This window comes from Nioella sp. (assembly GCF_965215655.1).
Taxonomy (GTDB): domain Bacteria; phylum Pseudomonadota; class Alphaproteobacteria; order Rhodobacterales; family Rhodobacteraceae; genus Nioella.
This window is the reverse complement of record NZ_OZ244111.1, coordinates 3,289,178-3,301,433: the sequence shown is the minus strand read 5'-3', so window position 1 is coordinate 3,301,433 and position 12,256 is coordinate 3,289,178. Positions and strand designations below refer to the sequence as shown.

Here is a 12,256-nt window from a genome sequence, read left to right as displayed (position 1 = left end):
GTTTCAATGTCCCGACGCCGCCCCCAATGTGAAAAGCTCCGACGGTTGCAGCAGCAGGTCGAGCGCCAGTTTTCCGCACACCCCAAGCACCATGATCGCCAGCAGGATGCGCAACTGTTCGGCCTTCAGCTTGACGCCGATCCGCGCGCCGACCTGCGCACCGACGACCCCGCCGATCAGCAGCAGGACGGCAAGGATCATGTCCACCGTATAGTTGGTGGTGGCGTGCAACAGCGTCGAAAAGGCGGTGACGAAGATGATCTGGAACAGCGACGTGCCCACCACGACCTTGGTCGGCATGCCCAGAATATAGATCATCGCGGGCACCATGATGAAACCGCCGCCCACGCCCATGATCGCCGCCAGGATGCCCACGAACAGCCCGACCAGCAGCGGTGGAATGACCGACAGGTACAGCCCCGAGGTGCGGAAGCGCATCTTGAAGGGCAGCGCATGGATCCAGCCGCGATGATGGCGGCGCGGCGGCGGGGCGCCGGCCGTGGCCTTGGACCGGCGGATGGCGCGCAGGCTTTCGACGAACATCAGCGCGCCGATGATGCCAAGGAAGACGACGTAGCACAGCCGGACCAGCAGATCGACCTGACCGATGGCGCGCAAAGCGTTGAACACCTGCACCCCGAGCGCGGCCCCCGCAAGACCGCCGATCAGCAGCACGACCCCCATTCGGAGATCCACCGTCTTTCGCTTGAAATGCGCCAGAACGCCAGAGAAGGACGAGGCCACGATCTGGTTGGCCTCGGTCGCCACAGCGACGGCGGGGGGGATGCCGATGAAGAACAGAAGCGGTGTCAGCAGGAAGCCGCCGCCAACCCCGAACATGCCCGACAGGATGCCGACCAGACCGCCAAGCCCAAGCAGAAGGAAAGCGTTTACACTGACTTCCGCAATGGGCAGGTAGATCTGCATGGTCCGACAAATGCCTCCTGAGGTTGTAGCCTGTCTTACTGCCCGGTCCGCGTAATGGCCAGCCTTCACCCCGCCCGGCAGGGGTGCGACAGATCGGAACAGTAAGCGACTGTCAGTATAGTGAATCACTGGCCTCGATCCGTCCAGAGCCAGCGTGCCAATCGGCTCAGTCCAGAGTGACCGATATTCCGTAAAGCTCGCCAGGGCGGATGACCAGTTCCAGCCCGATCTTGACGCTGACCGCCAACACCAGCATCGCCAGCAGAATCCGCAACTGTTCGGCCTTCAGCCTGACGCCGATCCGCGCGCCGACCTGTGCGCCAAGAACCCCGCCGAAGATCAGCAGCAGCGCCAGAACCATATCGACCGAATGGCTGCTTGTCGCGTGCATCAGCGTGGTGAAGGCGGTGACGAAGATGATCTGAAACAGCGAGGTGCCGATCACCACCTTGGTGGGCATGCCGAGGATATAGATCATCGCGGGCACCATGATGAACCCGCCGCCCACGCCCATGATCGCCGACAGGATGCCGACCGCGCCGCCGACCAGCAGCGGCGGCAGGGCCGAAATATAGAGCCCCGAGGTGCGGAAGCGCATCTTGAAGGGCATCGCATGCACCCAGTTGCGCTGACGTCGCGCGACGGGGGGGGCGGTCATCTCTGCGTTTCGAGGCGCGGATGGCATTCAGGCTTTCGATGAACATCATCGCCCCGATCGCGCCAAGGAAGACGACATAGCAAAGCCTGACCAGCAGATCGACCTGACCGACCGCCCGCAGGGCCGAGAAGACCTGCACTCCAATGGCCGACCCCAGCAACCCGCCCGCCAGCAGAACCGCGCCCATCCGGATATCGACGGTACGGCGCTGGAAATGGCTGATGACACCCGAGATTGACGACGCCACGATCTGGTTGGCAGAGGTCGCCACGGCCACCACGGGCGGAATGCCCGCCAGGAACAGAAGCGGCGTGATCAGGAACCCGCCGCCGACGCCAAACATGCCGGACAGCACGCCGACCACGCCACCGATACCAAGCAGCAGGAAGGCGTTTACGCTGACTTCGGCAATGGGAAGGTAGATTTGCATGGGGCGCGGGGGCTTTCGGTGGGGATATCGCCCCTTACGCCTGTGATCGGACGGAATCCACGGGCCTCCCTGCGACAGATCGGAACAGGCGGGCTCAGCGCTGGCGCAGGTACCGGCGCAGGATCTTTTCCAGTTTCGCGGCGCCCAGGGGGGCCATGGCCTTTGTATGTTCGTGGCTGATCGCCTCGTCGCTGAGACCGGCTGCCATGTTGGTCACGGTTGAAATCGCAGCGGCCTTGAGGCCCAGGAACCGGGCGAGGATGACCTCTGGCACGGTGGACATGCCAACCGCGTCCGCCCCAAGCATGTGGATCGCGCGGATCTCGGCCGGTGTTTCGAAGGAGGGGCCGGAATACCAGGCATAGACCCCCTCGGCGAGGGCGATGTTCTCGTCCTTAGCCGCCTGTTTCAGAGCCGCGCGGATGCCGGGATCATAGGCGTCCTTCATCGGCACGAAGCGCCGGTCCGACGGTTCCCCGATCAGCGGGTTGAGGCCGGAAAAGTTGATGTGGTCATTCAGTAGCATCAGGTCGCCGGGCTGGATGTCTGCGCGCATCGACCCCGCCGCATTGGTGGCAATCAGCGCCTCCGCCCCAAGCGCGGTCAGCACCTCCAGCGGCAGGCGCATCGCGTCGCCCCGGCCGCTTTCGTAGTAATGCGCGCGGCCCCCGAAGACGGCGACGCGGGTGCCTTCCAGATCACCGATGACCAGCTTGGGGTTGTGGCCGGACACGCCCGCGTGGGGAAACCCCGGCAGGTCGGCATAGTCGATGGCGGTGCCGTCCACGGCTTCGGCCAGGTGCCCCAGGCCAGAACCCAGGATCAGACCGATGGCAACAGGCTCGGTTCCGGCGCGGGACTGGATCAGATCGACAAGTGCGGCGACATCAGACATGGGCATTTCCTTTCAACGAGCGGGGGGAAGGATTTTGCAAGATCCTTCCCCGTCGCGCCCACTCGGCGCCTCAGCGCTCTTTCACGTAGGGTTCCCCACCGGCGCGCGGTGGAATGGCCTTGCCGACGAAGCCCGCCAGGATCACCACGGTCAGGATATAGGGCAGTGCCTGCATGAACTGCACCGGCACGCTGACGCCCAGAAGCCGGATATTCTGAAACAGGCTGCCCGTCGCATCCAGAAGCCCGAACAGTAAACAGGCCATCAGCGCATACCACGGCCGCCACTTGGCGAAGATCAGAGCCGCCAGCGCGATGAAGCCCCGGCCCGCGCTCATCTCGCGCACGAAGCCTGCCGACAGGCTGGTTGACAGATAGGCGCCGGCGATGCCGCACAGCACGCCGCAGATCAGCACCGCCGTAAAGCGCATCCGCACCACCGAGATGCCTGCCGTATCCACCGCCGCCGGGTTTTCCCCCACGGCGCGCAGCCGAAGGCCGAACCGGGTGCGGAACAGCAGCCACCAGGTCAGCGGCACGATCAGGAAGGCCGCGTAGACAAGGATGGAATGGCCCGAGATCAGGTCGTGATAGATCGGCCCGAGGATCGGCACGCCCTGCAGCTGTTCCGCAAAGGGCAGGGTGATGTTCTGGAACCGGCCAGAGGTCTCGAGCTGCGGTGTCCGACCGCCAAGCGAGAACCAGCTGTCGCTGACCACTACGGTCATCCCCGCGGCAAGGAAGTTGATCGCAACACCGGAAATCAGCTGGTTGCCGCGGAATGTGATCGACGCCACCCCGTGAAGCAGCGCAAAGACCATGGAGGACGCGACGCCCGCCAGTAGGCCAAGCCAGACATTGCCGGTCGTGAACGCGACCGAGGCCGAGAAGAAGGCCGAGATCAGGATCTTGCCTTCCAGACCGATATCGAAAATCCCGGCGCGTTCGGAATAGAGCCCTGCCAGACAGGCCAGCAGCAGCGGTGTGGCCAGCCGGATGGAACTGTCGAGAAGCTGGATGAGAGTTGCAAAATCCATGGATCAGCTCCCTTTCCGCATCGCCAGGAACAGGCGTTCCACGGGTGCGCGCACCATATTGTCCAGCGCGCCGGTGAACAGGATCACAAGCGCCTGAATGACCAGCAGCATCTCGCGGCTGACGGCGGGCATTTCGAATTCCAGCTCGGCCCCGCCCTGGTAGAGCATCCCGAACAGCAGCGCCGCGAGGAACACCCCGATCGGGTGCGACCGGCCCATCAGTGCCACCGCGATGCCCACGAAACCCGCGCCCTGAACCGGGTCGATCACCAGCCGTTCGGCCTCTCCCATCACGCCATTGATCGCCATCATCCCGGACAGCCCGCCGGAAATCAGCATCGAGATCATGATGATCCGCACCGGGTTGATCCCGGCATAGACGGCTGCGCTCTGGGAATGACCATAGGCGCGTATTTCATAGCCGAGCCGGGTCTTCCAGATCAGCAGCCAGACACCGACGCAGGCCAGAAGCGCCACGACGAACGACACGTTCAGCGGCGTCGACCGGCTGAAGCCAAGCCAGGGGGCGATGTCGTAGGCATTGGGCAGATGCGTGGCCTCTGCAAATCGCGCGGTTTCAGGCGCCATGGACCCGGGTACACGAAAGACATTGACCAGAAGGTAGACCAGCAGCGCCGAAGCGATGAAGTTGAACATGATCGTGGTGATCACGATATGGCTGCCCCGCTTGGCTTGCAGGTAAGCCGGGATTGCGGCCCATGCCGCCCCAAAAGCGGCGGCCCCGGCAATCGCCCCGAGCAGGGCAAGGCTCCAGTGCGGCCACGGGATCGACAGGCAGACAACGGCCACGCCAAGCCCGCCAAGGGCGGCCTGACCCTCGCCGCCGATATTGAACATCCGCGCGTGGAAGGCCACCGCAACCGCCAGCCCGGTGAAGATGAAATTGGTGGCGTAATACAGCGTATATCCCCAACCATAGGCCGACCCGACCGAGCCGCGCACCATGATCGCCATCGCCTCCAACGGGCTTTCCCCGATATAGAGTACCACCAGCCCCGACACGACCAGTGCCAGCAGCAGGTTGATGAAGGGGATCAGGGCGACATCGGCCCATCTTGGCATCTTGTCCATTTACGCAGCCCCCTTGCTTACACCGGCCATCAAGAGGCCCAATTCACCTTCGTCGGTCTCCGAGGGCAGGCGTTCGCCCATGATATGGCCATCGAACATGACGGCGATGCGATCGGACAGCGACATGATCTCATCCAACTCCACCGAGACCAGCAGGATCGCCTTGCCTTCGTCGCGCAGGGCGATGATCTGCTTGTGGATGAATTCGATGGCACCGATATCGACACCCCGCGTCGGCTGCCCGATCAGCAACAGGTCGGGATTGCGCTCGATCTCGCGCGCCACGACGATCTTTTGCTGGTTCCCGCCGGAAAAGTTCTTCGCCTCCAGAAACGGATTGGGCGGGCGCACGTCGAAGCGTTCCATCTTCTCGGCGGTGTCCTGCTTCAGCGCCGCATTGTCCATGAACAGGCGGTTCTTCTGGTATTTCGGATCGTGGTGATAGCCGAAGCCCATGTTTTCCCACGCCATGAAGGGCATGATCAGCCCTTCGCGCTGCCGGTCCTCGGGCACATGGGCGATTCCACGTGCCCGGCGGCTCTGCCCGTCTGAATAGGCGCCCGTCAGGTCGATCTGTTCGCCATTCACCGCGATGCTGCCACCGGTTGCGGCGATCATGCCGCCCAGAACCTCTAGCAGTTCCGACTGGCCATTGCCCGCCACCCCCGCGATGCCAAGGATCTCGCCCGCCCGGATCTGCAACGAGATGCCTTTCAGCCGTTCGACCTTCTGATCGTCATTGGCCCGCAGGTCTTTTACGTCCAGCACCACCTCGCCCGGATTGGCGGGGGCCTTGTCGACGCGCAACAGCACCTTGCGGCCCACCATCAGTTCCGCCAGTTCCTCGGGGCTGGTGTCGGCGGTCTGAACGGTCGCGGTCATCTCGCCCCGTCGCATCACGGATACCGTATCGGTTACCTCCATGATCTCGCGCAGCTTGTGGGTGATCAGGATGATCGTCTTGCCCTGTTCCTTAAGCCCGTTGAGGATGCGGAACAAGTGGTCGGCCTCGGCGGGTGTCAGCACGCCCGTGGGTTCATCGAGGATCAGGATATCGGCGTGACGATAAAGCTGTTTAAGGATTTCGACCCGCTGCTGATGGCCGACCGAAATCTCCTCAATCACCGAATCCGGGTCCACATGCAGTTCGTATTCGTCCGACAGTTCCTTGAGGATGCGCCGCGCCTTGGTGATCGAGGGTTGCAGCATCGCGCCGTCTTCGGCCCCAAGGATCACGTTCTCGACCACGGTAAAATTCTCGACCAGCTTGAAATGCTGGTGGACCATCCCGATACCGGCGCGGATCGCAGCCTGGCTATCGGGGATCGGGGTGGGCTGGCCGTTGATCAGGATCTCACCGGCATCGGCCTTGTAAAACCCGTAGAGGATCGACATCAGCGTCGATTTTCCCGCCCCGTTCTCGCCGACGATCCCGTGGATCGTGCCTTTGCGGACATGCAGGGAAATATCCTTGTTGGCCTGCACCGGACCGAAGGCCTTGGAGATGCCCTTCAGTTCGATGGCATAGGGTTCTGTGTCTGTCATGCGGCAGCCTGTCCCTTTTGTTTTTCATTGGGTCGCCACGAAATGCGGGCGTAATTGGGAAACTGTGACCAAAGCCGGGGCGTCTGTCCAGTCACTGCCCCTGGAAAAGAAGACGGGCCACCTGTCGGGGCGGCCCGTCGGGCTTGATCAGCCTGTCACCGGTTTACTCGACGGGGCACATGCCGTCTTCGGTGTAGTTATGCACCGAGATCTCACCGGCGATGATGGCGGCACGGGCGGCATCCACCTGTGCGATCATGTCTTCGGTGATCAGGTCGGCATTGTGCTCGTCCAGCGCGTAGCCCACGCCGTCCTCGGCCAGGCCGAAGACATGGATGCCGGTTTCGATCTCGTCGACCGGAGTGCTGAACGCATCATAGACGGCCACGTCGACGCGCTTGAGCATCGAGGTCAGGACCGAACCGGGGTGCAGGTAGTTCTGGTTGCTGTCCACGCCGATCGACAGGATGCCCTCGTCTTCGGCGGTTTGCAGAACACCAAGCCCGGTGCCGCCAGCGGCGGCGAAGACCACGTCGGCGCCCTGTGCCACCTGGGCACGGGTCAGTTCACCGCCGCGCACCGGGTCGTTCCAGGCCGCCGGGGTGGTGCCGGTCATGTTCTGGATGATGGTCGCCTCGGGGTTCACCGCGCGCACACCTTGCGCATAGCCGCAGCCGAAGCGGGAAATCAGCGGAATGTCCATGCCGCCCACGAAACCGACGGTGCCGGTTTCCGATGCCAGACCCGCCAGCATGCCGACAAGGTACGAGCCTTCATGTTCCGAGAAGATCACCGAGCGCACGTTTGGCGCATCGACCACACCGTCGATGATCACGAAGGTGGTGTCGGGATAGTCTGGGGCCACAACCTCCAGCGAGGACGCCTGGCTGAAGCCTGCCATCACGACGGGGTTCGCACCGGCTTCTGCAAGACGGCGCATCGCCTGTTCACGCTGTGCGTCGGACTGCAGCTCGATCTCGCGATAGGAGCCGCCGGTTTCCTCGGCCCACTGTTCCGCACCGTTGAACGCCGCTTCGTTGAACGAGCGGTCGAACTTGCCGCCGAGGTCGAAGATGATCGCCGGATCGGCCAGCGCACCGGTGGCGGTGATCGCAAGGGCCGCAACGGTGCCATAGAATGTCTTGAAAAGAGTCATGTGTCTCTCCCGGTTGGATTATGGCGGGGCATTCTTTGGGTGATGCGCCCGGCCTGGAAAAAGTTGAAAGATCCCATGCTGAATAAGGGCAAAGCCCGCGCACGGGGTCAACCGTATTCTCGCGTCAACCGCCTGATGCCGGCAAAGGCAGCGCCATGAGCACGGCATCGACGCGGGTTCCATCGGGTTTGCGATAGTATTGTGGACGTTGGCCCGTTTGTACGAATCCGGCGGTTTCATAAAGGCGGATCGCGGCCTGATTGTCGGCGGCGACTTCAAGGAATATCTGCTTGGCTCCGCGCGTTCTGGCGCGGTCCAGAGCCTGCAAGAGAATCGCTTTCCCAATTCCATGGCCCCTGCGATCCGGGGTTACCGCTATGGTCAGCAGCTCTGCCTCGCCCGCGATGGTGCGGATCAGGGCAAAGCCGCCGTCGCCTTCGATCAGGTCGCATAGCGGGTCTGAGAGAAAAGCCTTCAGCTCCACCGCGCTCCACGGCCTTGGGGTGGTGAAGCTGGCGGCGTGGATGCGGGCAAGGTCAGCCGGGGTCATGGTAGCATGACAGGCCCGGTGTCGCGGGCGGGGGCCGCGTCGGGTGAGCGGATATAGAGCGGGGCAGGGCGCGGTTGGGGTGTTTGCCAGCGGGTCGCGGCGATGCGCGCGATGGCAGAAGCCGGGGCAAAGGCCGCAGGCGCGTGGGTCGCGCCGATCCGCTCGGCCACCTCCTCCGCCCGTTGACCAACACAGGTGAGGCCGGGCAGCGCCCACTCCGACACTGCATCAAACGGCACCAGGGCCGGGCCTTTTCCAGCCCCTTCGGCGGAGCGCTGCAAATACAGGTGATCGCGGCGCGCGTCGAGGCAGGCCAGCACAGGCCCCTCGGCCCCGAGCGCGAGGCAGTCCAGCAGCGACACGCCAATGGTGGGAATGCCAAGCGACAGGGCGAGCCCCCGCGCGGCGGCGACGGAGATGCGGATGCCGGTGAAGTTGCCGGGGCCGATACCGACGCCGATGGCGGACAGATCGGGCAGGGCGACACCAGCCTCTGCCAGCACCTCCTGAACCAGAGGCATCAACCGTTCTGCCTGGCCCTTGCCCATCTCTTCGTGCCGCGCGGCCAGCACCCGGTCGCCCGACAGCAAAGCGGCCGCGCAATGCGCGGCCGATGTGTCAAAGGCAAGGATCAGCGCGTCAGACGGCAACCGGGCGCACCTCGATCACTTCGGGGATGTAATGGCGCAGCAGGTTCTCGATGCCCATTTTCAGCGTCACGGTGGACGAGGGGCAACCGGCGCAGGCCCCCTGCATATGCAGGTAGACGATGCCGCGATCAAACCCGTGGAAGGTGATGTCGCCCCCATCCTGCGCCACGGCGGGGCGCACGCGCGTATCCAGTAATTCCTTGATCTGACCGACGATCTCGGCATCCTCGCCGCTATGCTCGGCATGGCCACCGGCTGCGCCGTCGCCCTCCATCACCGGCGCTCCGGACTGGAAATGTTCCATGATCGCGCCCAGAATGGCGGGCTTCACGTGGTCCCATTCCACATCGGCGGCTTTGGTCACGGTCACGAAATCGGTGCCCAGGAACACGCCAGCCACACCGGACACGCCGAAAATGCGGGTCGCCAGCGGAGAACTGCCAGCGCTGTCCGCCGCCGGGAAATCCGCTGTGCCACTTTCAAGAACCTGCAATCCGGGCAGGAATTTCAGCGTGGCGGGGTTCGGGGTGGATTCGGTCTGGATGAACATCTTGCGCTCCTTCGCGGCTTTGCACTGATATGCTTATCCCGACCGGGGAAGTCAAGAATTGGAACGGTTCTAATCTGAGGCTCAGGTGATCGCCTCAAGCTGCTCCTTCGACAGCTCACCGGGCACGATGGTCATCGGAATCGGCAGGGTGCCCGCGGTTTTCGACAGGGCGGTGACCAGCGGCCCCGGCCCCTTGCGACCGGTCCCGGCCCCCAGAACGATCACGCCGATTTCCCGGTCCTCGTTGACCTGGCTCAGAATTTCGTCAATCGGCTCTCCCTCACGGACAACCAGTTCCGGGTCGACGCCCTGCTTGTCGCGCATCCACTTGGCGAAGACGTTGAAATGCGCCTCGATCCGTTCGCGCGCTTCGGCGCGCATGACCTCGCCCACGCCGATCCAGTGGTTGAATTCATCGGGGGGAATCACCGACAGGATCTGCACACCGCCCCCCGTATTCGCGGCCCGCATTGCCGCGAAACGCATGGCGTTCAGGCATTCGCGGGAATCATCGAGGATAACCAGAAACTTGCGCATGGACCTCTCCCATAGTCACCGCAGGCCATCATGACCGAGGTGAGGGGCGCAGGCAACAGCGGGTTTTGCAAGCTCTTGTTAACCACTTGTTCGCCGGTCTGTGTTAACCTTTCGGCATTTATCGACGGCGTTCATGCGGGGGACCGGACATGGCCTTCTATCACACCCTCAAGGATTATCGGCGCGCCGAAGAGGCCGCCCGCGCCGCCGGGCGTGATGTCGATTACCCCGGCAAGGCCGAGTGGATCGCCTCGCGCCTGCTGGAGCTGCGGACCCATCTGCGCGACCGGATCACCGGGCGGCGGCGGGCGAATTCGCTGATCATCGGATCGTGGAACATCCGCGCCTTCGACGATGGCCGCCCGCGCATGGATGAGAGCTATCATTACATCGCCGAGATCATCGACAGCTTCGATATCTGCGCAGTGCAGGAGGTAAAGCAGGACCTCAAACCGCTGGAACGGCTGGTCCGGCTGCTTGGCCCCAATTGGGATTACTTCGTCAATGACGTGACTGAAGGCGGCCCCGGCAATAACGAGCGCATGGCCTTTCTTTATGACCGCAACCGGGTGCGGTTCAAGAACCTGATCGGGGAACTGGTGCTGCCGGAAGAGGCGCTGATCGAGGGCCGACAGATTGCCCGCTCGCCCTTTTTCGCGTCGTTTCAGGCGGGCTGGTTCCGCTTCACGCTCTGTAGTGCGCATATCCTCTATGGCGGTAGCAGCGCGGCGGATCACGCGCTCAGGGCCGCTGAAATCCGGGCGATATCAAAGGTTCTGGCGCGCCGGTCGGAACAGACCGATGAGGTACATGTGCTGCTCGGCGACATGAATATCGAGGCGGCGGGCGATCCGATCATGCAGGCGATGACCGACGAGGGATTGCATGTGCCTCTGTTCGGGGCGACCAACCTGGGCGGAACGAAACACTACGACCAGATCGCCTTCACCAAGGAGGACGTGAAAACGCGGCTTCTGGCCAAGGGCAGTTTCGACTGGCGCGGGGCTGTCTTCCGGAACGAGGATGCGGATCACTACCAGCCCCATGCCGAGGCAATGCGGGGCGAGCCCTATGCCAATTGGGACCGATCCTACAAAGGCTGGACCACCTACGAGATGTCGGACCACCTGCCGATCTGGATCGAACTGGAGGTTGATTATTCCGACGATTACCTGAGGCGCTTTACGGGGTGATCAGCCTTCTGACTTGGCCCAGTCCCAGTAGAGCTTCAGCGCCTCGCGCGTGACCGGGCCGACCTGGTAATTGGTGCCGTCGAACTCCACCACGGGCGTGACCTTGGACATGTTGCCCGACAGGAAGACCTCGTCTGCGGCGCGCACGTCGTCAAAGCTCATCACCTCTTCGCGCACCTCATGGCCTGCGGCGCGCAGGTTCTTGATATGGCGGGCGCGGGTGATGCCTGACAGGAAAGTGCCGTTCGGAATGGGCGTTTTCACCACGCCATCCTTGACGATGAAGACATTGGCGGTGGCGCTTTCGGCCACGTTGCCCATGGCATCGGCCACCAGCGCATTATCGAACCCCTTGGCGCGCACCTCTGCCAGCATCCGGGCGTTGTTGGGGTAGAGGCAGCCCGCCTTGGCGTTGGTCACGTTGTCGGCCAGAACCGGGCGGCGGAACTGGGTGGTGCCAAGCCGCACCGTGGCATCGGGCGGTGAGAGCGGGATTTCCTCCAGACAGACCGCGAACCCGGTGGAGTCCGCATTCGGCACGATGGCCGAATAACCGCCGTCGATGGTCCAGTACATGGGCCGGATATAGAGCGGCGTGTCCTCGGGGTAGAGCCGGATGCCCTCCCACACGATATCGAAGATCTCCTGTCCGGTATGCGTCGGATTCATCATCAGCGCGCGCGCCGAGCGGTTCACCCGTTCGCAATGGGCCAGCAGGTCGGGGGCCAGCCCTTGGGCATAGCGCGCGCCGTCGAATACCGTGCCCCCCAGCCACGATCCGTGATCGGCCGCATTCATGATCGGCACATTGCCGTCATGCCATTTGCCTTCGAACCAGGTGCGGATATTCTTGCCGGTCGCCATGGGGGAGTCCTCCTTCTTGGCGACAGCATGGGGTAGATTAGGTCATAGGTCCAGACGTAAATCCGAGCTGATAGGACATCGGCGCGGGCCGCGCGCCCGAGCCGGTTGCAGGCGGTTTGCCCGGTGCCCCTGGCGGTTGTTTGGCTGTCTCCATGGCTCCTCCCGTGCATGAC

12 protein-coding genes and 1 pseudogene are annotated in these 12,256 nt (G+C 63.3%); 1 reads left to right on the top strand and 12 read right to left on the bottom strand.

What is annotated here, in order from left to right:
- Positions 1-3: 3 nt before the first annotated feature.
- From ACOOEX_RS16485 to ACOOEX_RS16435, 11 genes and pseudogenes are all read right to left on the bottom strand, one after another.
- Complete coding sequence (locus tag ACOOEX_RS16485; RefSeq protein WP_306047324.1) at positions 4-927, bottom strand: sulfite exporter TauE/SafE family protein; 924 nt, start codon at positions 925-927, stop codon at positions 4-6.
- A gap of 166 nt (positions 928-1,093) precedes the next feature.
- Positions 1,094-2,015: pseudogene (locus ACOOEX_RS16480) on the bottom strand (sulfite exporter TauE/SafE family protein).
- 94 nt (positions 2,016-2,109) lie between these two features.
- Entirely contained in the window at positions 2,110-2,910 is an 801-nt protein-coding gene (locus tag ACOOEX_RS16475) for a purine-nucleoside phosphorylase (protein WP_420395847.1), read from the bottom strand.
- Positions 2,911-2,980: 70 nt separating this feature from the next.
- Positions 2,981-3,946: an ABC transporter permease gene (locus tag ACOOEX_RS16470; protein WP_420395846.1), complete on the bottom strand. Its 966-nt coding sequence runs from the start codon at positions 3,944-3,946 to the stop codon at positions 2,981-2,983.
- Between the two features lie 3 nt (positions 3,947-3,949).
- On the bottom strand, positions 3,950-5,038 hold the full coding sequence (locus ACOOEX_RS16465) for an ABC transporter permease (RefSeq protein ID WP_420395845.1): 1,089 nt from the start codon (positions 5,036-5,038) through the stop codon (positions 3,950-3,952).
- Positions 5,039-6,583 carry an ABC transporter ATP-binding protein gene (locus ACOOEX_RS16460; protein ID WP_306047328.1) on the bottom strand — a complete coding sequence of 515 codons (1,545 nt, stop codon included), beginning with the start codon at positions 6,581-6,583 and terminating at the stop codon, positions 5,039-5,041.
- A 163-nt stretch (positions 6,584-6,746) separates the two neighbouring features.
- A complete protein-coding gene (locus ACOOEX_RS16455) occupies positions 6,747-7,739 on the bottom strand; it encodes a BMP family lipoprotein (protein WP_420395844.1) in 993 nt (330 codons plus the stop codon).
- Between the two features lie 124 nt (positions 7,740-7,863).
- Positions 7,864-8,289 (bottom strand): ribosomal protein S18-alanine N-acetyltransferase, encoded by a 426-nt coding sequence (gene rimI, locus ACOOEX_RS16450; RefSeq protein ID WP_420395843.1) that lies wholly within the window; start codon positions 8,287-8,289, stop codon positions 7,864-7,866.
- The gene (tsaB, locus tag ACOOEX_RS16445) at positions 8,286-8,939 is read right to left on the bottom strand and encodes a tRNA (adenosine(37)-N6)-threonylcarbamoyltransferase complex dimerization subunit type 1 TsaB (protein ID WP_420395842.1); all 654 of its coding nucleotides are present in this window, start codon (positions 8,937-8,939) and stop codon (positions 8,286-8,288) included. Before tsaB ends, rimI begins: the two co-directional genes overlap by 4 nt.
- Positions 8,929-9,489, bottom strand: coding sequence for a NifU family protein (locus ACOOEX_RS16440; RefSeq protein WP_071689136.1), 561 nt, complete (start codon positions 9,487-9,489; stop codon positions 8,929-8,931). Before ACOOEX_RS16440 ends, tsaB begins: the two co-directional genes overlap by 11 nt.
- Before the next feature lie 81 nt (positions 9,490-9,570).
- Entirely contained in the window at positions 9,571-10,026 is a 456-nt protein-coding gene (locus tag ACOOEX_RS16435; RefSeq protein WP_071689135.1) for a universal stress protein, read from the bottom strand.
- A gap of 149 nt (positions 10,027-10,175) precedes the next feature.
- Between ACOOEX_RS16435 and ACOOEX_RS16430 the strand changes: the two genes are divergently transcribed.
- The gene (locus tag ACOOEX_RS16430; RefSeq protein ID WP_420395841.1) at positions 10,176-11,219 is read left to right on the top strand and encodes an endonuclease/exonuclease/phosphatase family protein; all 1,044 of its coding nucleotides are present in this window, start codon (positions 10,176-10,178) and stop codon (positions 11,217-11,219) included.
- Here ACOOEX_RS16430 and ACOOEX_RS16425 read toward each other — a convergent pair whose 3' ends face one another.
- On the bottom strand, positions 11,220-12,083 hold the full coding sequence (locus ACOOEX_RS16425) for a branched-chain amino acid aminotransferase (RefSeq protein ID WP_420395840.1): 864 nt from the start codon (positions 12,081-12,083) through the stop codon (positions 11,220-11,222).
- Positions 12,084-12,256 lie beyond the last annotated feature (173 nt).

Bases quoted from the DNA above. Each gene is read 5' to 3' on its own strand.
- rimI (WP_420395843.1), bottom strand. From the start codon at position 8,289: ATGACCCCGGCTGACCTTGCCCGCATCCACGCCGCCAGCTTCACCACC.
- ACOOEX_RS16435 (WP_071689135.1), bottom strand. From the start codon at position 10,026: ATGCGCAAGTTTCTGGTTATCCTCGATGATTCCCGCGAATGCCTGAAC.
- ACOOEX_RS16485 (WP_306047324.1), bottom strand. From the start codon at position 927: ATGCAGATCTACCTGCCCATTGCGGAAGTCAGTGTAAACGCTTTCCTT.
- ACOOEX_RS16425 (WP_420395840.1), bottom strand. From the start codon at position 12,083: ATGGCGACCGGCAAGAATATCCGCACCTGGTTCGAAGGCAAATGGCAT.
- ACOOEX_RS16460 (WP_306047328.1), bottom strand. From the start codon at position 6,583: ATGACAGACACAGAACCCTATGCCATCGAACTGAAGGGCATCTCCAAG.
- ACOOEX_RS16470 (WP_420395846.1), bottom strand. From the start codon at position 3,946: ATGGATTTTGCAACTCTCATCCAGCTTCTCGACAGTTCCATCCGGCTG.
- ACOOEX_RS16475 (WP_420395847.1), bottom strand. From the start codon at position 2,910: ATGTCTGATGTCGCCGCACTTGTCGATCTGATCCAGTCCCGCGCCGGA.
- ACOOEX_RS16430 (WP_420395841.1), top strand. From the start codon at position 10,176: ATGGCCTTCTATCACACCCTCAAGGATTATCGGCGCGCCGAAGAGGCC.
- ACOOEX_RS16440 (WP_071689136.1), bottom strand. From the start codon at position 9,489: ATGTTCATCCAGACCGAATCCACCCCGAACCCCGCCACGCTGAAATTC.
- ACOOEX_RS16465 (WP_420395845.1), bottom strand. From the start codon at position 5,038: ATGGACAAGATGCCAAGATGGGCCGATGTCGCCCTGATCCCCTTCATC.
- ACOOEX_RS16455 (WP_420395844.1), bottom strand. From the start codon at position 7,739: ATGACTCTTTTCAAGACATTCTATGGCACCGTTGCGGCCCTTGCGATC.